Raw genomic sequence first — 25,188 nt, 5'->3', positions numbered from 1 at the left:
GCTGTAATTTGGAAACATGACAGCCCAGTCATGCCTATTTTATAGATATATTAGTCAGGAATTACCAAGATTTGATGGGCTGCACTTTCCACTTCTTTTACAACAAGTCCTAACTCGTCGAAGCGTCTCATAACTTCTTCAATGAAGCCTTCATCTGCTATACGGCGTTCTTTACGTAGTGTTGAAATAAATTGCTCAAAGTCACCTGTTACTTGTTGGAGCTTTGGAGTACCTACATAGCGAGTAGCGCCATAAAGACGATGTAAAACATGCTCAAGTTGAGGGAAGTCTTCAAGTTCAATGAGCTGCTGCATTTCATCTAGCTCAGTTGGGAAACTATCAACTAGCATTTTAAGTAAGTCTTGAGCTAAGTCTTCTTTATTTGCTGCAAGTTGCAAGCTTTGTTGCCAGTTTAAAATTTGCGGATCTAGAGCTTCTGCAACGACATGATGGTCTTTCTCTAGCGCTTTTGCTGCAAAGTTGTTTTTAGTCCACTGCGTTAAAATCTGGATAATTTGTTCCATTTGAATTGGCTTGGTGACATAGTCATTCATGCCGACTTTGAGTAGTTTTTGCTTTTCATCAGCAAGGGCATGGGCTGTTAATGCAATAATTGGAAGCTGCATTTCACCATCTAAAGTTGACTCTAGTGAACGAATCGCGCGAGTGGTATCAATGCCTGACATAACAGGCATTTGAATATCCATGAACACTAAATCAAATGGTTTGAGTTTTTGATCAATTCGCTCTTGGATAAGGTTCAGGGCTTCTTGACCGCTGAGAGCTTTAGTTGTTCTAACGTTGAGCTCACCTAGCAGGGCTTCTAGCACAATTAGGTTAGGTAAGTGATCGTCGACTGCCAGAATGTGTAAACCCTGCCCATTAAAGTCTTGTTGTTCCTCTTCAAAAATAGGTTGATCATTTAATAATTGAATGAGTCCGCTTCGGCTTAATGGTTGATAGAGAGGGCGAGCACGATATTCATTGAGCATATTTGGCTCAAGCGTCATTTGATAGCCATAAACTGCCAAATTACCTTGATAACGACTACGGATTTCTTTTAATAACGCTTCAGTATCGCCGCTGTGGTCAACAATGAGCCATGTATTATCTTTTTGATCAAGATGTTTTAAACGACTAAATAAGTCCAGAATCGATTGTGTCTCGATGTGAGGAACATGATAGTTTTCAAGATAGTAACGTAAAACACTTGCGGTAGCAGGGTGTGCAAGATAAGACACCACTTGTAAATGCTCAAAGTGTGGATGTTCGATCTCGTAATCTTCATCTACCACAAATTGTGCGGTAAACCAGAACGTAGAGCCTTTTTCTGTCGGAGCGCGTTCTTGGTTATCCTCAAAGCCAATTTGACCATGCATGAGATGAACAAGCTGTTTCGAAATAGCTAGACCTAAACCTGTACCGCCAAATTGACGTGTAACGGATGCATCACCTTGCGAGAATGATTCAAATAATTTTTTACGGTCTGTACCGCTTAAACCAATACCACTGTCTTGCACACTAAAATGAAGTAGGCATTGTCCAATATCATCATGTTCCATACGTACACGAACAATAATTTCGCCATCTGGAGTGAACTTAATCGCATTCGAAATCAAGTTAGTCAGAATTTGTTTAAAGCGTAAAGCATCACCAATCACTTGTTGTGGAATGTTGTCGGCATAGTAAAAAGCCATGGCGATGTGCTTTTGGGCAGCCAGTGGAGACAACATATCCATGACATCAAAGACGGCTTCTTCTAAATCAAACGGCGCTGTTTCGAGCTCTAATTTACCAGCATCAATTTTTGAGAAATCTAATACATCATTAATTAATGCCAATAAATGGGCTGATGACTTGCGAATAGTTTGCAGGTAAAGATTTTGTTCGTTATTTAGGTTTTGTTGACGAAGTAATAAATGAATAAAGCCATCAATACTATTTAGAGGGGTCCGAAGCTCATGACTAATATTGGCAAGAAAAACTGATTTGGCTTGGTTCGATGAAATTGCTTGGTCACGTGCTTGACGATAGGTAATATTTTGAACTTCTAAAGTATCTAAAGTTCTACGTAAGTCTTCTTCGGTTTGTTCAGTATGTTCTTTTAACTCTAAAAAGCTAAAGTGTAATCGTTTAACGACATTTGCAATATCTCGCTGCAACAAGCGTAATTCACCAGTACTGTTAATTACCATGTGCTGGTCTAGTGTGTCAGCATTTAAACGTTGCAACTGCATGCGAATTTCATACATCGGCGCAATCCAGCGACGTGAATAAAAATTCAAGCAAAGTAAAAGTAACAGTAAGGTCATTAATCCAGTAATGACGAGGGCGATTAGAATACGGTAACGAGCCAGTTCTAATGGCTGATTATCCATTTCAATAACAAGCCAAACAGGTGCTTTTCCAGGTGTGTCGCTAATCCGTTGTCCATAAATATTGTTGTGGTTATAAGAGATGGGCCCAAAAAAATTATTGTTTTGTTTGAAGTTTGGCCAGTAGCGATTGTCGCGATAACCGATACTTAAATAGGTTTGACCATTACTGTCAATTAAAGCAGCACGTTTTAGATTTTTTTCACTAAACATGCTTTGCATGATGTGCTGAGCGTGATCATATTCATCGGGTTCTAGTTCAACCAGCTTATATAAATCGATCGCGATTTGATTGTAGCGAGCTAAAATTGCAGAGGCATGATGTAGCTGTTGTTGTTTTACTGAATGTGAGGTTTCAGTTAAAACCAGAAAAGCACCAACGCACGTTAAAATCATAATAGGCACAAAAATCAGAGCAATTAATTGCCCATATGCATGATTCAGACGTAAGCGTTTCGATAAGGTTTTATTGAAATTAGACATGGCTACATCAGATTTATCTCTCTGTACGGCATCTTATCACGCTTTATTTTAAAACAGACGGCATTTTATAAATGACCGAGCTTTAATCGCTTTCATGAAAAAGCATATTGAAATGGGTGCAGTACCGAGCATTTTTTCATACAATAGGCCCACCTCGATATAGGTGTTGATCATGAGTAATACACAACCTGATTTTTTAGCCGACGAATTTTTGTTAGATCACTATGTAGGTAACACACCTCTAGTCCGTTTGCAGCGCTTGGCGTGTCACACGCAGGCAACGGTTTTAGCAAAATTGGAAGGTAATAATCCGGCAGGTTCTGTAAAAGACCGTCCAGCATATAACATGATTATGCAGGCAGAAAAACGTGGTCAAATTAAGCCAGGAGATACCTTAATTGAGGCAACCAGTGGAAACACGGGTATTGCTTTAGCAATGGTTGCTGCAATGCGTGGCTATAAAATGAAATTAATCATGCCGGGGAATTCAAGTCAGGAGCGTAAGGATGCAATGCGTGCTTATGGCGCAGAATTGATTGAAGCACCGAATATGGAAGCTGCACGAGATATGGCTTTGCAAATGCAAGCTGAAGGTCTAGGTCTGGTCCTTAATCAATTTGGTAATCCAGATAATGTCGAAGCTCATTACCTCACCACTGGCCCTGAAATTTGGAAGCAAACAGGTGGGAAGATTACTCATTTTGTGAGTTCAATGGGTACAACCGGTACCATTATGGGTGTTTCTAAGTATTTAAAAGAACAAAACCCAGATATTCAAATTATTGGTTTACAGCCTTCTGAAGGTTCAAATATTGCTGGCATTCGCCGTTGGCCACAAGAATATTTACCTACGATTTTCGAACCAAAGCGTGTTGATCAAATTATGGATATTCCGCAAATTGAAGCGGAAAAGACGGCTCGCCGTTTAGCACGTCAGGAAGGAATTAGTGCAGGTACGTCTTCTGGTGGAGCAGTGTGGGCTTCAGTAAAAATTGCAGAAGAAAATCCGGATGCTGTTATTGTTTGCATTATCTGTGATCGTGGTGACCGCTACTTATCTACAGGACTGTTTTCAGTACAGGACGATAACTCATAATTGAGAGAAATCATGCGTTTCCCTACCTTAGTTTTTGATATTGAAACTTTAACTGATTTAAAAGCGGGAGCGCATTTATATCATCTTGATTTACCTGAGACCGATGTAGAGCAAGCGCTCACAAAAATCCGTCGCCAAGAATCAGGTATGGATTTTCAGCGTTTGCCTTTACATGAAATCGTTTGTATCTCTGGCTTATGGGTGGATGAGTCTGGTTTTAGATTATTTTCTTTTAGTCGAGAACAATATTCTGAAGCCGAAATTTTACAGAAGTTTTTATCAATTTTTGACAAACGCCATCCGACTTTAGTGAGTTGGAATGGCTCACAATTTGATTTACCTGTCATTCTATTTCGCGCAATGTATCATGGGCTTTCTGCACCGGGTCTATTTGATCAAGGTGAAATTGACAGCCAAAAACGTTTTAATAATTACCAAAACCGTTATCACCATCGCCACATCGATTTAATGGATGTGATGGCAATGTTTAATGGTCGTAATTTCCAAAAGCTTGATGATATTGCCTGTATTTTAGGCTTACCAGGTAAGCGTGGTGAGTCGGGTTATCATGTGCCTGAATATGTCCGTAATCAACAGTGGTTAAAATTGACTAGCTATTGTGAAGGGGATGTACTTAATACGTGGTTTATTTATTTGCGTTGGTTAGTGCTAAAAGGCCAATTAAATGCAGATGAGCATAATCACTGGATCAGTTCGAGTATTGAATATTTACAGACTATCCCTCAGCAGGCCGATTTTCTTGAAGTATGGGAACGTACTTCGAAACATACTGAATTTACTTCTCACTATTTTAATTCTTCAGATTTTTAGGTTCATCCTTTGAAACAACAAGCCAAATCTCGCAACCTCCAACAACCTGAATATATTTTTCAGATTGAAACACTTTCTCATGAGGGGCGGGGAATTGCGCATTATGGTTCTCATCCAGATCATCCGGCAGATAAGCATGGCAAAAAAGTTTTTATTCGTTATGCATTGCCTGGAGAAACTGTAAAGGCTCGGATTACCCATCAAGCGAAGCGCCTCGAAGAGGCTGAGATGTTGCAGTTGTTAGGAGAGCCTTCAGTACATCGTATTGAGGCAATTTGCCCTCATTATGGTGTTTGTGGTGGCTGTAGCATGCAGCATATCCATCCTGACGAACAAATCCGTTTAAAGCAAAATGTACTGCAGTCACATTTACAGCATTTTGCAGGTATTCAACCTGAACAATGGCTAGAACCTATTCGATCTTTACAAAGCGATTATCGTCGTCGTGCTCGAATAGGCGTGCGCTATTTGCCAAAACCAGATCGCTTAATCATGGGTTTTCGCGAACATCATAGTAATCGTCTAACTTCGATCCATAGCTGTAGTGTTTTGGATAAAAACTTATCAAATAGTCTGTCTGAGTTACGTACTTTACTCCAAAGTCTAAAAGGCAAAGCGCACATTGGTCATGTAGAATTAGCAAAAGGTGATAATGAAATTTCTTTATTGGTTCGTCATGTAGAAAAATTAAACAATTCTGATGTCAACCAATTAAAGCAATTTGCGTTACACAAAGGGTGGCAGTTGTATTTGCAACCTAAAGGTCCAGAAAGCATTCGTCGTATTGATGATGAACAAGGTGCTTTACGTTTACATTATGCCTTGGAAAGGTTTAATGTAAATTTTGCTTTTTCGCCATTGGATTTTACTCAGGTCAATGCCACAGTAAATGAACAAATGCTTCAATTGGCATGTGAATTGCTTCAATTGCAACCAGGTGAAAAGGTACTTGATCTATTTTGTGGTTTGGGCAATTTCTCGCTTCCGTTAGCACGATGTGTTGGTGAGAGTGGGCAGGTTGTCGGTGTTGAAGGGAGTGAGGAAATGGTGGAGCGGGCAACAGCTAATGCAAAATGCAATAGTTTGGTGCAGGCGACCTTCTTTTCACAAGATTTAACAAAAGATTTTTCGCATCATTCTTGGGCGAATCAAGGATTTGATGCATTATTGATTGATCCTCCTCGTGCTGGTGCATATGAAATTATGCAGTATGTATCAAATTTTGGAGCAAAAAGAATCGTTTATGTATCATGTAATCCAGCTACACTGGCAAGGGATGCGGGTGTTTTGGTCCAATATGGTTACCAGTTAAAAAAAGCAGCGGTGATGGACATGTTTACACATACCGAACATGTTGAATCCATTGCACTATTTGAAAAAATTCAAGAGATAAACGATTAAAAACATGAGTTACATATTGAGGAGAATGGTATGGTCACAGTACGTGAACAGTTACCTGAACAACTAACCGAGTTGTCAGAGGAAACGACTGTAGAGCATGCCGCCGAAACGCAAATCGGTTTAGCCTCATGGTTGGATCGGGTGCGTGAAATATTAGATGGGGCGGAGCTTGAACAACTTGAAAAAGTCGCTCATTTAACCCTGCAAAAAGAGTTAGACTCAACGGTTAATCATCGTTCCAATACTTTTGCTACAGGCGTTGGAATGGCCGACATTCTGGCACATCTGCATGTAGATGAAGATACTTTATCAGCAGCAATGCTTTATCGTAGTGTGCGTGAAGGCATTACCGATATAGAAGAAGTAAAACAGAAATTCGGGGAGCAAGTTTACAACCTTGTCAAAGGTACTTTGGCAATGGGTAAACTTTCAGAACTTATTGAAAAAAATAAACGGTTAGAAGATCACTTTAATAATAATCAACGAGAACATTTAAGCGGCATTTATAAAATGCTGATTTCGGTGACCGAAGATGTTCGTGTTGTTTTAATTAAACTTGCTGAACGTACTTATTCTTTGCGAGAGCTTGCAAATTCCTCTCGTGAACGCCAAGAACGTGTAGCGCGTGAAATTCTTACTATTTATTCGCCGTTGGCACATCGACTTGGTATTGCTCAGCTTAAATGGGAACTTGAAGATCTAGCGTTTCGCTATTTGGCTCCAGATCGCTATAAAGAGATTGCTTCATTACTCAATGAAAAGCGTTTAGAGCGTGAGCATTATATTCAGTTCGTCATTGATCGTTTGAAAAGTGAGTTAGCGTCTTACGGCATCGAAGCTGAAATTACAGGTCGTGCAAAACACATTTATTCGATTTATCGAAAAATGAAGAGCAAAAACCTGAGCTTCGACCAACTTTATGACATTCGTGCTTTGCGTGTATTGGTAAATAGTGTGCCAGAGTGTTATCACTCTTTAGGTATCGTACATCAAATCTGGCGCCATATTCCGCATCAGTTTGATGACTATATTACCAACCCGAAAGCAAATGGTTATCGCTCATTACATACGGCTGTAATTGCTGAAAATAAATCTCTTGAAGTGCAAATTCGTACTCATGAAATGCATGATGAAGCAGAGTTAGGTGTTTGTTCACACTTTAATTATAAAGAAGGTTCAAAGAATACTGACCATTCTTTTAACCATCGTTTGCATTCGTTGCGTGCTGTTTTAGAACACTATCAAGAACGTAATGATACGACAGTACATCAAAACGAAGATGAAACAGAAGGCTTTGAACAGTTACAAGACTTTGAAGGCTTTGAGAAGATTTATGTTTTTAGTCGTGATGGCGATATTAAAGAATTGCCGCGCGGTTCAACAGTTTTAGATTTTGCCTATCACGTGCATACAGAAGTAGGGAACAAGTGTTATGCAGCGCGTGTCAACCAGCGTTACGTGCCACTTACCTATACTTTAAAAACGGGTGAGCAGGTTGAGATTTTAACTAAAAAAGATCGTGAACCAAACCGTGACTGGTTGGTGAACTCTTTAGGTTATATTAAAACCTCACGTGCACGTGACAAGTTGCGTCATTGGTTTAGACAGCAAGACCGTAGTAAAAATCTTGAAGTAGGCCGAGAACTCCTTAATAAAGAGTTAGCTCGTCTAGCGATTCATCCAAAAAGTATCGATTTGAACGATTATTCGTCACACTTTAATGTGAAGACGGGTGACGATATTTTGGTGAGTCTGGTTAGTGGTGATATTAGCTTACATGCCCTGATTAATCAGGTGAATCGCCAAATGCATCTAGATCAGGATGAGCCTGAGCTAGTACTTAAACCAACATTAAATCCGCGTGCCAGCCATACGCTATCAGCACATGGAATTTTAATTGATGGTTTAGATAATGTAGAGCTTCACATTGCTCAATGTTGTCAACCAGTGCATGGTGAATCAATCGCTGGATATATTACTTTGAACCGTGGTGTTAGCATCCACAAAGTCATTTGTTCAGACTATCAGCGTATGATTAAGCAAGAGCCAGAGCGTGCTGTTGAAGCTGATTGGGAAATGCAGCCAACACGTGGTCAAAGCGTTCAGATTGTGGTGGAAGCTTATGATCGTCGTGGTCTGCTTAAAGACTTAACTCAAGTGATTTTCTCTGACCAAATCAATATTCGTCAGGTCAATACAATTTCTGAGGCAGATGGTATTGCCAATATGAAGCTGTTAATTGAGGTTAAAGGTTTAGCACAGCTTTCTCGCTTATTGGCTCGCCTAGAGCAACAACCGGGAATCATTAGTGCGCGACGCATGATTCAAGGTGTTTAATAAATTAAGTAAAAAGGCTGTCAAATGACAGCCTTTTTTTATTGCAAATTACTTTCTCGATAAATAAATATTGGTAAGTCGGTTTAAAAACTGAGGGCTTAATGTGGAGAGCTGATAAAGCAGTTTGGTTTTTATACCCACTGGAGTGTGAGTAGGCGTCCAAAAGTGAGCTTTTTTCTCTACAAGCGTAAGCACCTGCTGAGCAATATCATTTGGTGTTAAATCTATCCCCATATTTTGAATAGTGCCTGCATCCATATTGTTAACCATTGCGGTTTGTACAAATAGCGGCATTACATCTAAAACGCGAATACCATATTTTTTCCACTCCACATCCAAACCTTCGGTAATTCCGCGAACCGCAAATTTACTGGCTGAGTAAGAAATCAAATCAGCTTGCCCATAAATTGCAGAGGCTGAAGAGAGGTTGATGACGCGTGCAAAAGACGCTTGCTTTAAATAGGGTAGAGCAGCGTGACAGCCATTGATTACGCCGTTTACATTAATATTTATTGTTCTTTGGTGAACTTTAATATCAGTCGTTTCAAAAGCGCCAGAATATAAAATACCGGCATTATTGATCAAGATATTAAGTTCACCAGCCCATTCGGTAAATTCTTTTAATATGTGTTGCCACTGGCTGTAATCACTTACATCTAGATAGCCGGCACGAGCATTTGGCCCTAAGTCATTTGCTAGTTCCTGAGCAAGCGATTCATTAATATCATAAATGCCTACTTTATATCCTTGTTTGTAGAATACGCGTGCAATTTCAGCCCCAATACCTTGAGCGGCGCCACTAATCAGAATACTGTATCCCATATTTTTTCTCTTTCTCAGTACAATAGTGCGACTGATTTAATCGCTTTGATTTTGATCATAGCAAATTAAAATCTTAGTTTTACTGACCGACTTTTTAAACTTGAGGGTTACCATGGATAAATTGCTTAAAATTATGCAAGAGTTACGTGAAAAATGTCCGTGGGATCAACAGCAAACCCCCATGTCATTGACTAAATATGCGATTGAAGAGGCATATGAAGTCGAAGCGGCCATTCGTCAAGGCGATATGAATGAAATCCGAAATGAGCTTGGCGATTTGTTATTACAAGTTGTATTTCAATCACAGATGTTTAGTGAGCAAGGTGCTTTTAACTTTCAAGATGTTGTTGAGGCAATAAGCGAAAAGCTAATTCGTCGTCATCCCCATGTTTTTCAGGCAGATCAATTTAATAATTTAACACCAGAACAAGTTAGTGAGCTTTGGAAACAAATTAAACAGCAAGAAAAACAAGGAAAACCACAATCAAGGTTGGACGAAATTAAACATGGACCAGCTCTATTACAGGCACAAGAAATTCAAGCAAATGTCGCTAAGGTTGGGTTTGATTTTGAAACAGTAGAAGATGCTTATGAAAAACTAGAAGAAGAGTTAGATGAATTTAAGCAGGCCCTAAAAAATCAAAATATTGATGAAATTCAAGATGAATTTGGCGATTGCCTGTTTTCATTAGTCAATGTTGGACGTAAACTTGCGATTTCAAGTGAAACATCACTTTTATCAACAATACATAAATTTAGAAGTCGTTTTGCTTTTATTGAAGATCAAGCGCAAAAACAGCAAAGAACATTAGAAGACATGACTTTGTCTGAAATGGATGAATTGTGGAATCAGGCAAAGCGGCAGTTAAAGTTAGGGGAAAAAACACATGCAGCTCAGCATGAGTCTTTGGAAAAATAAGCACAATATTTTCATTGTTTTATTTTGGAGCCTGATCTCATCAACGCTAGTTCAGGCTCAATCTTTTGATCAAAATTTTAAGGAGTGGAAGGCTATGCAACAGATGTATGATCAGAAGTTGAGCAAGCAATATGCCTCTCATTCTAATGTTTCAAAAAGCTCAGCTATGACTGATTCGTCAGGACAAATTCGCTTGAATCAAGCCAATATTGATGAGCTTCAAAAACTAAAAGGTATTGGTGAGAAAAAGGCACAAGCGATTGTAGAATACCGTCAAAAGAATGGTGGCTTTAAAAATATTGATGAATTTAAAAACGTAAAAGGCATTGGTCCAGCCATTTTTGAAAAGAATAAAGCACGTTTGACTTTATAAATTATCTGTCTGTCAATTGTCATTTCATGCGCAAACTACAGAGAATCAAATTGCCCTTTGTGTGCGTTAGAGCTATGATTAGCGACAACTTGTTATTTACGTCCTGACGTAGGAGACAGCGTCTTTTGCAAACCTTGCGAGCGTCAAAATGTGGTTTGTCCACAGCCCAACTTCCTTCTTCGATTTTAGATGTGATCGATAGCCTGACTAAAGCTGGCTATGAAGCTTATATTGTTGGGGGTGGTGTCCGTGATTTAATGCTAGGGCTTAATCCTAAAGATTTCGATGCAGTCACTAATGCAACACCTTCCCAAATTAAAGAAGTTTTTGGTCGACGTTGTCGAATCATTGGCCGTCGATTTGAATTAGCACATGTCTATTCAGGGCGTGAGCTTATTGAAGTTGCAACTTTCCGTGCTCCTCCTAAAAAAGCAGTCACCAGTGCCTCGGGCATGATTTTACGTGATAATAATTGGGGAACCATCGAACAAGACTTTGCTCGCCGTGACTTTTCTATCAATACGCTATATTACCAACCGCGTAAGAGTATTGTGCTCGATTTCTGCAAAGCTATTGACGATGTAAAGAATAAAACTCTACGTTTATTAGGTGATCCAGCACAGCGTTTTGAAGAAGACCCAGTGCGTATGCTGCGAACTTTACGTTTTGCAGCCAAGTTAAATTTCAAAATTGATTCAAATATCCTCGATATATTTGATGCAGAGATGACGCAGTTGCTGCGTGATGTTTCTCCGCATCGTTTATATGATGAATCGCAGAAGCTTTTTACAATGGGGCATTTGGCACGCGTTTTGCCAATGTTGATTGAGTTTGGGGTCTGGAAACAACTCTTTGCAGATATTCAGCCGAACCTCACACCATTTATTTTAAGAGCAGCAAAGAATACAGATCAACGTATTCAAGTTGGAAAAACAATTAATCCGGCATTTTTCTATGCGGTTTTATTGTGGCAACCATTTTTAGAGCGTTGTGAATTTTATTTATCTAAAGGCGTTGTACCCGCTGAAGCACGTGCACAGGCAGGTTTGGATGTCTTAAAGCGTCAGGCAACACGCACAGTGATTCCTCGCTTTGCAGAAACTTTTATCCGTGAAGTTTGGGAAATGCAGACTCGTTTGCTTAATCCAAAACCACAGCAAATAGAAGCATTGGCAGGACATGCACGTTTCCGTGCTGGTTTTGACTTCTTGTTACTTCGTGAAAAGTCTGGTGATGATACAACACAAGGAATGGGAAGCTGGTGGGAAGCCTACCAAGAAATGTCGAATGACGAAAAAGAAGCTGCGATTAGCCAGTACAATCGTCAGAAAGCCAAAAGTCGTCGTAAAGCTGCTGCTGAACCTGTTGAAAACAATAAAGTTGAAACGGAAATCGAGCCTTTGGTTGATGTTCCCGAACCACGTAGTCGTCGCGGGAAAAAAGAACGTACTCGACAAGACCAATCGATGGGACGTTTTATTGAAAAAGCCACTGCTTTGGACGCAGGCGGGACGATGAATGATCATCCGATTTTGAAGCGTAAGCGAGTACAACGCGATTTAAGCCAAGTGATTTTTGGGCCAACGCAATGACAACAAAGACGTATATTGGTTTAGGTAGTAATTTGGGCGATTCGCGCCAAATTTTATCTGAAGCTATTGTTAAGCTTAAAAATTTAGGTGCGGTGAGAGTTTCTAGACTTTATCAAAGCCCACCTATGGGGCCTCAAGATCAACCAAATTATTTAAATGCTGTAGCCGAGTTAAATACAGATCTCACGCCTTTAGATTTATTAAATCAGTTGCAGCGATTTGAGCAAGAAGCTGGTCGTGTACGTCTTCGTCGTTGGGGCGAGCGTACTTTAGATCTGGATTTGCTGATATATGGCAATGAAAAAATTCAAAATGAGCGCTTAACAGTGCCGCACATTGGAATTCTAGAACGAGATTTCGTTGTAATTCCTTTATTAGATTTAGATGCTGATTTACATATTGATGATCAGCCACTTAAAAATTTAGAACTCATACAGCAGCCAACGCTGACTGTACTTGCTGATGAGTCTTGGGCTTAAAACCTGACTTATTACGTTCTGCAAACTCCTGTAGAGGATACCATCATGATTAGTCTAAGTGACTTAAGAAAATTTAAAGCCGAAGGACGTAAGTTCTCTTGCCTAACTTGTTACGATGCGAGTATGGCAAAAGCAATGGAACTTGCTGAAATTGATACTATCTTAATTGGTGATTCTCTTGGAATGGCAATTCAAGGTCGTGACTCAACTTTACCTGTAACTGTTGAAGACATGGCTTATCATACGGCAGCAGTTCGTCGTGGTAACCAACATGCCTTGATTATGACTGACTTGCCATTTATGAGTTATGCAACTTTAAATGATGCTTTGCAAAACGCAAGAACAGTCATGCAAGCTGGCGCTCAAATGATCAAAATTGAAGGCGGTGCATGGTTAAGTGAAACTGTACAAGTGTTAACACGTAATGGTGTACCTGTTTGTGTACATTTAGGCTTAACCCCTCAATCTGTACACGTATTTGGTGGATATAAATTACAAGCTAAAACACGTGAAGCAGCTGATCAGCTTATTGCCGACTGTACAGCTGTGGTTGAGGCTGGCGCAGCAGTTCTATTGCTTGAATGTGTACCTGCTCAGTTGGGACAAGAAATTGCTGAACTATTCCCAAATACGCCTGTGATTGGTATTGGTGCAGGTAATGCGACTGATGGTCAGGTACTCGTAGTACAGGACATGTTAGGTTTAACTTTTGGTCGAGTTGCGCGTTTTGTTCGTAACTTTATGAAAGAACAATCTGGTGAAACTGCCATTTTAGACGCTTTTAAAGCTTTCCATGCTGCTGTGCAAGATCAGTCATTTCCAGCTAAAGAACATACTTTCCACGTTGAGCTGTAATTCATGAAAACAGAAACCACCATACAAGGTCTTGCAGCTTCTTTAAATCCTGCTAGAGCTGCGCGTAAAATTATTGGTTTTGTCCCAACTATGGGAAATCTACATGAAGGACATCTCACACTTGTTCGTGAAGCGAAAAAGTTATGTGATGTTGTAGTTGTTAGCATCTTCGTAAATCCAACTCAATTTGGGCCGGGTGAGGATTTTGATAACTATCCTCGTACTTTAGAGCAAGATAGCCGTCTATTAGCCGATGTCGGCTGTGACATTATTTTTGCGCCATCGGTTGAGCAAATGTACGGTACTCAGCCTCGTTTAACCAACATAAGTGTCAGCCAAATTACTGATGCTTTATGTGGTAGTTCACGTCCTGGGCATTTTGATGGCGTAGCGTTGGTGGTCACCAAACTCTTTAATATTGTGCAGCCTAATTACGCTTTCTTTGGTCAAAAAGATTACCAACAGTTAGCAGTGATTCGTCAGTTTGTACAAGACTTAAATATCCCTTTAGAAGTCATTGGCGTGCCTATTGTTCGTGCGGCAGATGGTTTGGCTCTTAGTTCAAGAAATGGTTATTTAAGTCCAGAGCAACGTCAGGTCGCTCCGGTTATTTATCAAAGTTTAAAGCAAGCTGAACAGCAGTTACATCAAGGTAAAGATCTACAACAAGTTTTAGAAGATATTAAAACTCAGTTGACAGATAATGGCTTTGTTGTGGATTATGTCGAAGCTCGTCAATCAAATCTGTTACCTGCTACTCAGTTTGATCGTGATATTGTGTTGTTTGTCGCGGCAAAATTGGGTGCAACACGTTTGATTGATAATTTAGAAGTTGCCTTTATACCCTAATAAACAGATCAAAGGACAGCCATGCCATGAAGCGTATACTTATCGTGACAGGACAGTCTGGTTCAGGAAAATCTTCGGCTCTCCAAGTGTTAGAAGATTTGGGCTATTACTGTATTGATAATTTGCCTTTGGCATTGCTGCCCGAAATTGTGGCAAAGCTAGATCATGAAAATAACCTAGAGCAATTGGCATTAGGTGTGGATGTTCGAAGCACTCGTGCAGATATGCAAGAGTTCGACCATGTTTTTGAACAACTACAAAAACATGGCACAGTTGATGTGATTTATCTGACTACGCAAGATCAGGATTTGATTGCACGTTTTAGTGCATCGCGTCGTCCGCATCCATTGGCCAATCGTTTTAAAAGTCTGTTGCAATGTATTCATGAAGAAAAGCAATTGCTGCTCCCAATTCAGTTCCGTGCTACAGTTCATATTGATACAACGGATAAAAGCGTTCATGATCTAAAGCATATTTTACTGTCTAAATTGGGGCAGTCAGATAAGCTCATCGTGATATTGCAGTCATTTGGATATAAGCATGGCATTCCTTTAGATGCTGATTATGTTTTTGATGTACGGCATTTACCAAATCCGCATTGGGATTTAGAATTGAGACGTTTTTCTGGTTTGGATGAGCCAGTAAGACAATTTTTAGAAGCAAGTCCGCAAGCAAACGAAATGTTTGACGATATTCTTCACTTCTTAAAAAAATGGCTTCCAGCATTTGCTGAAGGACATCGTCACTATATGACGATTTCTATTGGTTGTACTGGTGGTCAACATCGTTCCGTTTATATCGTAGATAGACTAAAACAAGCACTTGAGGCAGAATGGTCTGTTCAGGTCTTACACAGAGAAATGAAGCACTGGTCATGATAGACACAACTGTTGATGTAATTAATAAACTCGGTTTACATGCTCGTGCATCAGGAAAACTGATAGAGGTCACTACAAAATTTCGTTCGTCGATCCAAATTGGAAAAGGCGATCATTTAGTAGATGCAAAAAATATTATGTCTTTGCTGATGTTAGGTGCAGGTAAAGGGACCACTTTACGATTGGTCATTGATGGTACCGACGAAGAGCAGGCATTAAATGAAGTACAGGCGTTATTCGCCGCAAAATTTTATGAGGCAGATTAATCGTGGCACGTCGTCCCCAACGTTATACTGAAGAAGATTTTGGCTCTTTAGAAGGACGTGCAAGTAAGACAGAACAGAAAAAAGCAGTTCAACGTATGGCTGCTTTAGGCGAGCAGTTAGCACAACTTTCTATTAAACAGATTCAAAAACTCCCAGTAGATGAACGTTTAATTGATGCGTTAATGGAAGTACAGAACATTAGTTCTTTTGAAGCTCGTCGTCGTCAGTTTCAACGTATTGGTAAATTATTGCGCAATGAAGATGAGACCGTTATTTTGTCTTATCTAACTCCGCAGCAAGGCGCAAAAAAGCAGGCTCAATTGATGCGTTGGGTTGATCGTATGATCGAACAAGGCGACCCTGCAATTAATGAATTTAGCAAAATTTATAATGCATCGGAACGTCACACATTGCGTCAGCATGTGTTGAGAATCAAGCGTGATAAGACTCAAGAAGTGAGTGAATCAGAGCTTGAGGCATCAAAAGGTAAATTTGTAAACTATGTACAGCAAATTGCCTTATTGTCTGATCAAGGCTAATTGCTCTTCAATAGTAAAAAGCGACGCTCAAGGCGTCGCTTTTTTTATTTATATATTTTCAGCTCGTTCTTTTGCCCATTCGCGCAAAATGAATTTCTGTAATTTACCTGTCGATGTCTTTGGAATTTCAGTAATAACCACATCTTTAGGTACTTTAAAGCGCGCTAACTCTTTTTGGCAATGTGCAATAATTTCTTCAGGTGTTGCCGTAGCACCCATTTTTAACTCAATAAACGCGCATGGTACTTCTTGCCAACGTGCATCGGGTTTAGCGACTACCGCAGCGGTTAATACAGCAGGATGTTTATACAAAACATCTTCTACTTCTAAAGATGAAATGTTTTCTCCACCTGAAATAATGATGTCTTTCGAACGATCAGTAATTTTTGCATAACCATCTGGGTGGCAAACGGCTAGGTCTCCTGTATGAAACCATCCACCTGCAAATGCTTCTTGAGTCGCTTTAGGGTTCTTTAAATAGCCTTTCATGACAATATTGCCACGGAACATGATTTCTCCCATGGTTTGACCATCATTAGGCACAGGTTCCATAGTCTCGGGATCTAACACACGCATACTGTCTTGTAACGGGTAAGGTACGCCTTGACGGGAATGGAGTTGGGCTTGTTCAGCAATTGATAGTTCATTCCATCCAGATTGAGAAGCACATAGGGCAGAAGGCCCATAAGTTTCTGTTAAGCCATATACATGGTTTACGTTAATCCCCATGTTTCGCATCCCTTCAATAATGGCAACAGGTGGAGCTGCCCCAGCAACCATGACTTCAACATGATGATCAAAGCTGGTTTGTTTTTCTTTAGGTAAGTTAAGAATCATTGAAAGAACAATAGGCGCACCACAGAAATAATCAACTTTATGGGCTGCAATCAATTGCATGACTAATTCTGGATCGACTTTGCGTAAACAAATATTGGTTCCACCACTTGCTGCTATGCTCCACGCAAAACACCAGCCATTACAATGAAAGAGGGGTAGTGTCCATAAATACACAGCACGCGGTTTCATTCCACAAGCCAAGATATTGCTTGCAGCATTAAGATAAGCCCCGCGATGATGATAGACCACACCTTTAGGATTACCTGTAGTTCCAGATGTGTAATTTAAGCTAATCGCATCCCATTCATCTTCTGGTAAATGCCAAGAGAAGTTAGTGTCGCCTTGAGCGATCCATTCTTCATATTCAAAAGAACCTAAAAACTGATTTTCACCTTCGTATTCCGTATCAGCTACATCAATCACAATAATGTGTTGATTCGGAATAAGTGAGAGGGCTTCTCTTGCTAAATTCACAAATTCAGGGTCAACCAACAGCACTTTACTTTCTGCATGCTCCAACATGAAAGCGATTGTTTTTGCATCTAAACGTGTATTGAGAGTATTAAGTACCGCACCAGCCATAGGAACCGCAAAATGTGCTTCAATCATGGCTGGAATATTTGGCAATAAGACAGATACCGTATCATTTTTCTCAATTCCCAGTTGCTTGAGCTGAGATGCAAATTGGCAACAACGTTGGTAAGTCTCTTTCCATGAAATTTGGCGCTTACCATGAATAATTGAAGCTTGATCTGGGTAAATATAAGCCGCACGCTCTAAGTAGCGTAGAGGTGATAACGCAACAAAGTTTGCGGGTGTACGTGGTAACTCATCATAAGCACTAACCATGTGAAACAACTCCGTGTTCTATTTTTAATTCATTCTTTGAACATATGATTTAATATTAATCAAAGCATCTATGCTTTAGTCTTAAAGAACGATACCCTCCAGTCAAAAAATGAGCAGAAATGCTATTTTCTTCATCTTAAACCACTTGTGTTAAACATGTTTAAAAATCATCTCAATATATTTTTTAAGTCATTTATTGCTGTTTACGCGATAAGCAAAATGTATTTATGATTTTATGGACTCAAAGGTTTTCACATTGCTTGAACAAGTGTAAAATCTTTCAGGTTTTTTAACTTTGATTTACACCGTTTTTATATTTTGAGGTTCGCCTCGATCATAATCTCGCGGTGAAATGCTCCTTCGTATAGGGCATCACTCCTTAAGGATTTTTTTATGCCAATTATCACATTGCCAAATGGCGATCAAAAGAGTTTTGATCACGCTGTATCTGTTATGGAAGTTGCCCAAAGTATCGGGCCTGGTCTAGCAAAAAATACTGTTGCTGGCCGTGTAAATGATCGCTTAGTTGATGCATGTGACTTAATTACCGAAGATTCGACCTTACAAATTATCACTCCAAAAGATGAGGAAGGTCTTGAAATTATTCGCCATTCTTGTGCACACCTTGTAGGGCATGCTGTTAAACAGCTTTTCCCGGAAGCCAAGATGGTGATTGGTCCAGTCATTGAAGAAGGTTTTTACTACGACATCTGGATGCCACGTCCTTTTACATTAGATGATATGGCAGCTATCGAAGAGCGTATGAAAAAGCTTATCGATCAAGATTACGATGTCGTTAAAAAAATGACACCACGTGATGAAGTTATTGCTGAATTCACTGCGCGTGGCGAAGAATACAAATTACGCTTGATTGCAGACATGCCTGAAGAAACACAAATGGGCTTGTACTACCATCAAGATTATTTGGATATGTGTCGTGGTCCACACGTACCGAATACTAAATTCTTAAAATCGTTCAAGCTCACTAAAATCTCTGGTGCATACTGGCGTGGTGATGCGAAGAACGAACAGCTTCAACGTATTTATGGTACAGCTTGGGCAGACAAAAAACAGCTCGCTGCATACATCAAACGTATCGAAGAAGCTGAAAAGCGTGACCATCGTAAAATTGGTAAAGCTTTAGACTTGTTCCATATGCAAGAAGAAGCACCGGGTATGGTATTCTGGCATCCAAATGGCTGGACTATTTACCAAGTACTTGAACAATACATGCGTAAAGTTCAGCAAGACAATGGTTACCTTGAGATTAAGACACCACAAATCGTAGATTTTACATTGTGGGAAAAGTCAGGTCATGCGGCCAACTACGCAGACAATATGTTTACGACGCATTCTGAAAATCGTAACTATGCGGTTAAGCCAATGAACTGCCCATGTCATGTGCAAGTGTTCAACCAAGGTTTGAAGTCTTACCGTGATTTACCAATTCGTTTGGCAGAGTTCGGTTCTTGTCATCGTAACGAACCATCAGGTTCTTTACACGGCATTATGCGTGTACGTGGCTTTACACAAGATGACGCACATATTTTCTGTACTAAAGAACAGATCGGCCAGGAAGTCGCAGACTTTATTAAGCTGACTTTAGAAGTTTATAAAGATTTTGGCTTTGAAGAAGTGCAAATGAAACTTTCTACACGTCCAGAAAAACGTGTAGGTGATGATGCGCTTTGGGATATGGCTGAAAAATCTTTAGCAGATGCTTTAGATGCAGCGGGTCTCGAATGGGAATTACAACCTGGTGAAGGCGCGTTCTACGGTCCGAAAATTGAATTCTCATTGAAAGACTGTCTCGGACGTGTATGGCAGTGTGGTACTATTCAGTGTGACTTTAACTTACCAGAACGTTTAGATGCGTCTTATGTGACTGAAGACAATGATCGTGATCAGCCTGTAATGTTGCATCGTGCAATTCTTGGCAGTTTTGAGCGTTTTATTGGTATACTAATTGAACACTACGCTGGTTTCATGCCACCTTGGTTGTCGCCGTTACAAGCATGTGTCATGAATATTACGGACTCTCAAGCTGAAGCTTGTGAGAAAGTCGTAGCAAAACTCAAAGAAAATGGCCTTCGTGCTATTTCTGACTTGAGAAATGAAAAAATCGGATTTAAGATTCGTGAGCGTACTCTAGAGCGTATTCCTTACCTATTAGTTCTTGGTGATCGAGAAGTTGAAGAAGGTACAGTGAATGTGCGTACCCGCTCAGGAAAAAATTTAGGTACTATGTCAGTAGATGCATTCATTGACTTAGTGAAGTCTGCCGTCGCCGAACGTGGCCGGTATATTGTGGAGTAAGAAAGATTAAACAGCCTGACCGTAACCAACAACAAGGTGCAAAAAGCAACCGTCCAGCAATTAACGACGAGATCCGTGCAAAAGAAGTACGCCTCGTTGGTGCTGATGGTGAGCAAAAAGGAATTGTTTCATTAAATGAAGCACTGCGCGCTGCTGAAGAGGCAGATCTTGACCTAGTTGAGATCGTTGCAAACGCCGAGCCGCCTGTTTGTAAAATTATGGATTACAACAAGCACTTGTTTGACCTTAAGCAGAAGCAAAAAGATGCGAAGAAAAAACAGCATCAAGTGCAAGTGAAGGAAATCAAACTGCGCCCTGCAACTGATGTTGGTGATTATCAAGTTAAGCTTCGTGCTATTTTGAAATTCCTTGAAGAAGGAAACAAGGTGAAAATCACTTTACGTTTCCGTGGTCGTGAAATGGCTCACCAACAACTTGGCTTAGCTCAATTACAAAAGATTGAAGCTGATGTTGCTGAGTTTGGGGTTGTGGAACAAGCACCTAAAATGGAAGGCCGTCAAATGGGTATGTTACTTGGACCGAAAAAGAAAAAGTAATACTCAAAAAAAGCACTGCAAAAGCAGTGCTTTTTTATATCTTTATCATAATAAAAAAAGATGATTTAATTTTCTCTGTTCAGTTCTATTTAAGACAATTGCTATATCTTTTAAGAGAAATTCAATTCTTGAATTTTATGTATTTTTTAGTGTTGGAAATCTCATCGTCCTTCTTAAAACATGCTATAACGCAAGACGCAGTCATGATAACGATGAATAGGAAAATAGAATGATTGATCTATATTATTGGGGAACTCCCAATGGACATAAAATCACAATTGCCTTAGAAGAAATGGGACTGGACTACACTCTTTACCCAATCAATATTTTAGAAAATGATCAATTTCAACCAGATTTTCTGAGAATTTCTCCAAATAATAAAATTCCGGCAATTGTTGACCAAGATGGACCTCGTGGTGAGCCAATTTCAATATTTGAATCAGGCGCTATCTTGCAATATCTAGGTCGAAAAACTGGATTATTTTATCCAACTGATGAGCAAGAGCGAGTTGAAGTTGAACAATGGCTCATGTGGCAAATGGGTGGGCTAGGGCCTATGCTTGGGCAGAATCATCATTTTAACCGCTTTGCACCAGAAAAAATCCCATATGCGATCGACCGGTATGTAAATGAGACTAAACGTTTATACGGTGTATTAAACAAACAGCTTATTGGTCAGAAGTTTGTTGCAGGTGAATACTCGATTGCTGATATGGCAATTTTACCCTGGATCTTGCGCTATGAATGGCAGGGTATTCAATTAGAAGATTATCCTTATGTACAAGAATATGTTGTACGTTTAACGGCACGTCCTGCGGTACAAAAAGCATTATCAATCAAAGTCATCTAATTCTTATTGGTAACCTAATGAATAAAGTGAAAGGTGATTTGGTCTAATTTAATATGCTAAGTTACTTTTTACTTTTTTTGAGCGCGCTTGGGGCGGCTACATTATTACCATTACAATCAGAGGCTGTGCTCGCCACCTTATTATTAAAAAAAGAATATTCTGCTTTCCTTCTAATTTCTATCGCTACTTTCGGAAATGTACTGGGCTCGTGTGTGAACTGGTGGCTTGGTTTAAAAATAGAGCAGTTTAAACACAAAAAGTGGTTCCCAGTTTCTGAAAAACGTTTAGAACAAGCTCAGCGTTTTTATCATAAATATGGGTTTTATTCGCTGCTGCTAAGTTGGACACCTGTGATTGGTGACCCAATTACTTTAGTTGCGGGTTTATTTAAAGAAAATTTTTGGCGCTTTTTAATTATCGTTTTGATTGCTAAAGCAGGACGCTATATTTTTATTTATTGGGTAATTACAGGTTTTATTTAAAATAAAAGCATCCGAAGATGCTTTTATTAAAATGGTTTAACTAGTCTTCTGAGCTTTTGGTAATATCGACTTTAAATAGGTCATTGGTTTTTAGCCAACAGAAGGTGACCACTGCAAGTGTCATACAACCACCAAAAATAGTCGCTGCAATCGTTCCTAAATATTTAGCTGCTAAACCTGACTCAAATGCACCAAGCTCATTACTTGATGAAACGAACATTCCGTTTACAGCAGCAACGCGACCACGCATATTTTCTGGTGGAAAAATTTGCAAAATGGTTTGTCTAACCACAACTGAAATACTGTCACAAGCGCCTGTCATAGCCAATGCAAATAGTGATAACCACATGTTATTTGAGAACGCGAAAAGAATCGTGAAAACACCAAATCCTGCAACAGCAAGTAGCATGTTACGCCATGCGTGCTGAGTTGGTGGGAAGCGAGTCAAAGCAATCATAGTGACGAGCGCTCCAATAGATGGTGCTGCACGCAAATATCCCAGTCCTTCTGGACCGACTTTCAAGATATCTTCTGCGAAAATTGGTAATAATGCGATGACTCCACCAAATAAAACAGAAGCTAAATCAAGAGAAATTGCCCAAAGAACAATTTTAGTTTTCCAGATAAAGCGGAAACCATCTCCTAAACTTTCTAAAACATTAGCAGTTTCAATTTTAGGAAAACTACGCTTATGCAATAGGTTAATTAAGATAAAACAAATACCAAGTAAAACCGCAACACTAAATAGACTTGTTTCTCGGCCTAAATAGGCAAGCATGAAACCACCAAGCATTGGCCCGATAATTACACCACTTTGCCAACCGATTGTCGTCCATGTTGCACCATTTGCGTACAGTTCACGAGGAATCAAAAATGGTTTTAAAGACGTTGCAGAGGGATTATAAAACCCACGTATAGTACCTAAGCCAAAAATAACAGCATAAATACCCCAAGAAAGAAAATTTACACTGATATGACCTAAACCATGCAGATGGAACAACGACCAAAGAACTAAAGGAAGAGGAACCGAGAAAAACAAACAGATTTTCATAATAATCTGTTTATTAAATCTATCTGCAAAATAGCCACCCCAAAGAGAAAGAGCAATAAAAGGAATAGCTTCTGCAAGTCCAATTAAACCTAGAGTCAGAGGGTCTTTAGTGATTTGATAGAGTGAATAGGCAACAATAATTTCTTGAATTAGAATTGCTAACGTTAAGCAAAATTGATTAATGGTAACAATTGAGAAATCTCTATAGCGTAAGGCGGCAAATGCATCATGTTTCTGCATTGGGAATATCGTATGTTGATAATTTGATCGTATTATAAATGGAAAAAAGTATAGGTGCTTTATTTATTATTGATATAGCTGCCACAAGTTGAAATCGAGAAAGTCTTTCTTTGCACTCATAAAAACAGTAACTAATAGTTTTAATTTTAGTCAGCATGCTATAAAATACGCGCTTCCTTACCTGCAGGTCGATTTTGCAATGGTGCAATCGCGCCGAACAGGTGCCTAAAAGAGGTTACTATGGCTAAGTTAAAAACTCGCCGTGGTGCAGCTAAACGCTTCAAAGCGACTGCAAACGGTTTTAAGCGTAAACAAGCGTTCAAGCGCCACATCTTGACCAAAAAATCTGCTAAACGTATCCGTCAATTACGCGGCTGTGTAATGGTTCATGTTTCTGACATGAATTCAGTTCGTCGTATGTGCCCATACATCTAAGGAGATTATAAATGGCTCGTGTAAAACGTGGTGTAGTGGCTCATCGTCGTCACAAAAAAATTCTTGCTCGCGCTAAAGGTTACTATGGTGCTCGTTCACGCGTTTACCGCGTAGCGTTCCAAGCGGTAATCAAAGCTGGTCAATACGCTTACCGTGACCGCCGTCAAAAGAAACGTCAATTCCGTGCTCTATGGATTGCGCGTATCAATGCTGGTGCTCGTCAAAACGGTTTGTCTTACAGCCGTATGATCGATGGCTTGAAAAAAGCTCAAGTGATCATCGACCGTCGCGTATTAGCTGACATCGCTATGCATGATGCAGTAGCATTTGCTGCTTTAGCTGAAAAAGCTAAAGGCGCATTAGCTGCATAAGCTTAGAGATTCAAAGAAAGACCGCTTTTTAGCGGTCTTTTTTATTATTTATTTAAAGCCCAAAATAATAAGCCAGAGCACAAATAATAATGGTTAAAATAATGAGTTTAATAACACCTGAACCAGTGCCTTTATGATGGTGAGATTTCAAATGTTGTGGATTTTCATTTGATTGCTCAAATGGAGAAGCTTTAACTACAGGCATCATCTGAGCTGTCTGATAATGGTTGGCAACTTTCACAATAAGCTTGGCAAACAAATCATCAGTTTTTTGTGTAAAGTTTCTTAAATTGATGAGTTGCTCTTGATCTAGTTCTTCTCCTAAAGGATCATTTGCAATACGTTTCTTTTGTTCTAAATAATCGGCTAATGCTTGAGTACGAGATAAAAGTTGATGGGCATAATCTGCGGGATAACTCTCAGGAATTAGGGCAAGTTTTGGTTCTAAGCTTTTAATATTTGTACCATCAAAAAGAGTATTTTGAAGTTCTGGTTCCTCAAAGCCTGTCGCATACTTACTACGGAATAATTCACTCTCCATAAAGTCGGCTATTTCTTGCCATGGTGGATTTTTTAGATCAGCTTCAATTTTTTTTGATAATTTTTCATTTAATTCAAAACGCCAGAATGTCTCTAGACGTAATTCACAGGTTTGTGAAGAAGGAGCTTCGAACTCGTTATCATTGTTATACCATTCGGCAAGCTCATGGCCAAAAATCCATGCAAACTTCTTATCATTTTGATGACTCACAATAAAATGAGTATAAGGCAAAAGCTCGACGTTACTGTTTGGATTTTGCTCTTCATTGAGAAGGCTTGATAAATGTAAACTGAGCTGAGTGGTGCCTTGTTTTTTTAATGCTTCTAGCCAAACTTGGAAGTGTTGAGCCAATAAATGCTGTGAAGTTAAGTCACGAAACTGAAAACTATGATGGTCGAAAATATGATGTTGTCGCCATTGGTTAAAGCTTAAATTCTGACGGAGGTATTCATTACCATATGTCACAAGCGTAAGTTGTTGTTTCCAAATCTGATTAAGCGCCATAATAGTTGATCTCATTGACGATGCTATTATCTTATACGTTTTATCTTTTTGTTGCCTAAT

24 protein-coding genes and 1 pseudogene are annotated in these 25,188 nt (G+C 39.5%); 20 read left to right on the top strand and 5 right to left on the bottom strand.

Annotated elements, in window-relative coordinates; translation table 11 throughout:
- Positions 1-50 precede the first annotated feature (50 nt).
- The gene (locus KTI79_RS16855; protein WP_032056061.1) at positions 51-2,858 is read right to left on the bottom strand and encodes an ATP-binding protein; all 2,808 of its coding nucleotides are present in this window, start codon (positions 2,856-2,858) and stop codon (positions 51-53) included.
- A 172-nt stretch (positions 2,859-3,030) separates the two neighbouring features.
- Here KTI79_RS16855 and cysM point away from each other — a divergent pair, with 172 nt between their 5' ends.
- From cysM to KTI79_RS16835, 4 genes are read left to right on the top strand one after another with little or no spacing between them, the layout of a single operon-like run.
- The gene (cysM, locus tag KTI79_RS16850; RefSeq protein WP_032056062.1) at positions 3,031-3,954 is read left to right on the top strand and encodes a cysteine synthase CysM; all 924 of its coding nucleotides are present in this window, start codon (positions 3,031-3,033) and stop codon (positions 3,952-3,954) included.
- A gap of 12 nt (positions 3,955-3,966) precedes the next feature.
- Positions 3,967-4,785 carry a 3'-5' exonuclease gene (locus KTI79_RS16845; RefSeq protein ID WP_032056063.1) on the top strand — a complete coding sequence of 273 codons (819 nt, stop codon included), beginning with the start codon at positions 3,967-3,969 and terminating at the stop codon, positions 4,783-4,785.
- A gap of 9 nt (positions 4,786-4,794) precedes the next feature.
- Positions 4,795-6,186, top strand: coding sequence for a 23S rRNA (uracil(1939)-C(5))-methyltransferase RlmD (gene rlmD / locus KTI79_RS16840; protein ID WP_032056064.1), 1,392 nt, complete (start codon positions 4,795-4,797; stop codon positions 6,184-6,186).
- A gap of 30 nt (positions 6,187-6,216) precedes the next feature.
- Complete coding sequence (locus KTI79_RS16835) at positions 6,217-8,523, top strand: RelA/SpoT family protein (protein ID WP_032056065.1); 2,307 nt, start codon at positions 6,217-6,219, stop codon at positions 8,521-8,523.
- Positions 8,524-8,571: 48 nt separating this feature from the next.
- Here KTI79_RS16835 and KTI79_RS16830 read toward each other — a convergent pair whose 3' ends face one another.
- Entirely contained in the window at positions 8,572-9,345 is a 774-nt protein-coding gene (locus KTI79_RS16830; protein ID WP_086376333.1) for an SDR family oxidoreductase, read from the bottom strand.
- 112 nt (positions 9,346-9,457) lie between these two features.
- On the opposite strand from KTI79_RS16830, the gene mazG reads away from it, so the two are divergent.
- The 9 genes from mazG to yjgA all read left to right on the top strand — a co-directional run bounded on the left by mazG (position 9,458) and on the right by yjgA (position 16,095).
- Entirely contained in the window at positions 9,458-10,264 is an 807-nt protein-coding gene (mazG, locus tag KTI79_RS16825) for a nucleoside triphosphate pyrophosphohydrolase (protein ID WP_032056067.1), read from the top strand.
- Positions 10,233-10,637: a ComEA family DNA-binding protein gene (locus KTI79_RS16820; RefSeq protein WP_032056068.1), complete on the top strand. Its 405-nt coding sequence runs from the start codon at positions 10,233-10,235 to the stop codon at positions 10,635-10,637. The genes mazG and KTI79_RS16820 overlap by 32 nt, the downstream gene beginning before the upstream one ends.
- Positions 10,638-10,762: 125 nt before the next feature.
- The gene (pcnB, locus tag KTI79_RS16815) at positions 10,763-12,229 is read left to right on the top strand and encodes a polynucleotide adenylyltransferase PcnB (protein ID WP_032056069.1); all 1,467 of its coding nucleotides are present in this window, start codon (positions 10,763-10,765) and stop codon (positions 12,227-12,229) included.
- Positions 12,226-12,708 (top strand): 2-amino-4-hydroxy-6-hydroxymethyldihydropteridine diphosphokinase, encoded by a 483-nt coding sequence (folK, locus tag KTI79_RS16810; protein ID WP_032056070.1) that lies wholly within the window; start codon positions 12,226-12,228, stop codon positions 12,706-12,708. Before pcnB ends, folK begins: the two co-directional genes overlap by 4 nt.
- A 45-nt stretch (positions 12,709-12,753) precedes the next feature.
- Positions 12,754-13,563 carry a 3-methyl-2-oxobutanoate hydroxymethyltransferase gene (gene panB, locus KTI79_RS16805; RefSeq protein ID WP_002117298.1) on the top strand — a complete coding sequence of 270 codons (810 nt, stop codon included), beginning with the start codon at positions 12,754-12,756 and terminating at the stop codon, positions 13,561-13,563.
- Between the two features lie 3 nt (positions 13,564-13,566).
- A complete protein-coding gene (gene panC / locus KTI79_RS16800) occupies positions 13,567-14,412 on the top strand; it encodes a pantoate--beta-alanine ligase (protein ID WP_032056071.1) in 846 nt (281 codons plus the stop codon).
- A gap of 26 nt (positions 14,413-14,438) precedes the next feature.
- Positions 14,439-15,290, top strand: coding sequence for an RNase adapter RapZ (gene rapZ / locus KTI79_RS16795; RefSeq protein WP_005066272.1), 852 nt, complete (start codon positions 14,439-14,441; stop codon positions 15,288-15,290).
- The gene (locus KTI79_RS16790) at positions 15,287-15,556 is read left to right on the top strand and encodes an HPr family phosphocarrier protein (protein ID WP_000567533.1); all 270 of its coding nucleotides are present in this window, start codon (positions 15,287-15,289) and stop codon (positions 15,554-15,556) included. The genes rapZ and KTI79_RS16790 overlap by 4 nt, the downstream gene beginning before the upstream one ends.
- 2 nt (positions 15,557-15,558) lie before the next feature.
- Positions 15,559-16,095 carry a ribosome biogenesis factor YjgA gene (gene yjgA, locus KTI79_RS16785; RefSeq protein WP_032056072.1) on the top strand — a complete coding sequence of 179 codons (537 nt, stop codon included), beginning with the start codon at positions 15,559-15,561 and terminating at the stop codon, positions 16,093-16,095.
- A 48-nt stretch (positions 16,096-16,143) separates the two neighbouring features.
- On the opposite strand, the gene KTI79_RS16780 is transcribed toward yjgA, so the two are convergent.
- Positions 16,144-17,781 (bottom strand): acyl-CoA synthetase, encoded by a 1,638-nt coding sequence (locus KTI79_RS16780; RefSeq protein WP_086376334.1) that lies wholly within the window; start codon positions 17,779-17,781, stop codon positions 16,144-16,146.
- Positions 17,782-18,174: 393 nt separating this feature from the next.
- Here KTI79_RS16780 and thrS point away from each other — a divergent pair, with 393 nt between their 5' ends.
- From thrS to KTI79_RS16760, 4 genes are all read left to right on the top strand, one after another.
- Positions 18,175-20,097: a threonine--tRNA ligase gene (gene thrS, locus KTI79_RS16775; RefSeq protein WP_002117224.1), complete on the top strand. Its 1,923-nt coding sequence runs from the start codon at positions 18,175-18,177 to the stop codon at positions 20,095-20,097.
- 5 nt (positions 20,098-20,102) lie between these two features.
- Complete coding sequence (gene infC / locus KTI79_RS16770) at positions 20,103-20,654, top strand: translation initiation factor IF-3 (protein WP_075383312.1); 552 nt, start codon at positions 20,103-20,105, stop codon at positions 20,652-20,654.
- Positions 20,655-20,883: 229 nt separating this feature from the next.
- Positions 20,884-21,504: a glutathione S-transferase N-terminal domain-containing protein gene (locus tag KTI79_RS16765; RefSeq protein WP_032056074.1), complete on the top strand. Its 621-nt coding sequence runs from the start codon at positions 20,884-20,886 to the stop codon at positions 21,502-21,504.
- A 53-nt stretch (positions 21,505-21,557) separates the two neighbouring features.
- Positions 21,558-21,986 (top strand): YqaA family protein, encoded by a 429-nt coding sequence (locus tag KTI79_RS16760; RefSeq protein ID WP_032056075.1) that lies wholly within the window; start codon positions 21,558-21,560, stop codon positions 21,984-21,986.
- Positions 21,987-22,026: 40 nt separating this feature from the next.
- Here KTI79_RS16760 and nreB read toward each other — a convergent pair whose 3' ends face one another.
- The gene (nreB, locus tag KTI79_RS16755) at positions 22,027-23,277 is read right to left on the bottom strand and encodes a nickel resistance MFS transporter NreB (RefSeq protein ID WP_032056076.1); all 1,251 of its coding nucleotides are present in this window, start codon (positions 23,275-23,277) and stop codon (positions 22,027-22,029) included.
- Between the two features lie 38 nt (positions 23,278-23,315).
- Between nreB and KTI79_RS16750 the strand changes: the two are divergent.
- From KTI79_RS16750 to rplT, 3 genes and pseudogenes are all read left to right on the top strand, one after another.
- Positions 23,316-23,506, top strand: a pseudogene (locus tag KTI79_RS16750) (hypothetical protein).
- Between the two features lie 11 nt (positions 23,507-23,517).
- Positions 23,518-23,712 carry a 50S ribosomal protein L35 gene (gene rpmI, locus KTI79_RS16745; protein ID WP_002054552.1) on the top strand — a complete coding sequence of 65 codons (195 nt, stop codon included), beginning with the start codon at positions 23,518-23,520 and terminating at the stop codon, positions 23,710-23,712.
- Positions 23,713-23,723: 11 nt separating this feature from the next.
- Positions 23,724-24,083, top strand: a complete 360-nt coding sequence (gene rplT / locus KTI79_RS16740) for a 50S ribosomal protein L20 (RefSeq protein ID WP_000124858.1) — start codon at positions 23,724-23,726, stop codon at positions 24,081-24,083.
- 52 nt (positions 24,084-24,135) lie between these two features.
- On the opposite strand, the gene KTI79_RS16735 is transcribed toward rplT, so the two are convergent.
- Positions 24,136-25,128, bottom strand: coding sequence for a hypothetical protein (locus tag KTI79_RS16735; protein ID WP_032056077.1), 993 nt, complete (start codon positions 25,126-25,128; stop codon positions 24,136-24,138).
- Between the last annotated feature and the right edge of the window lie 60 nt (positions 25,129-25,188).

The sequence above is a fragment of the Acinetobacter sp. WU_MDCI_Abxd143 genome (genome assembly GCF_025514195.1).
In the GTDB taxonomy this organism is placed as follows: Bacteria; Pseudomonadota; Gammaproteobacteria; order Pseudomonadales; family Moraxellaceae; genus Acinetobacter; species Acinetobacter pittii_H.
This window is presented reverse-complemented; position numbering and strand designations above follow the sequence as displayed.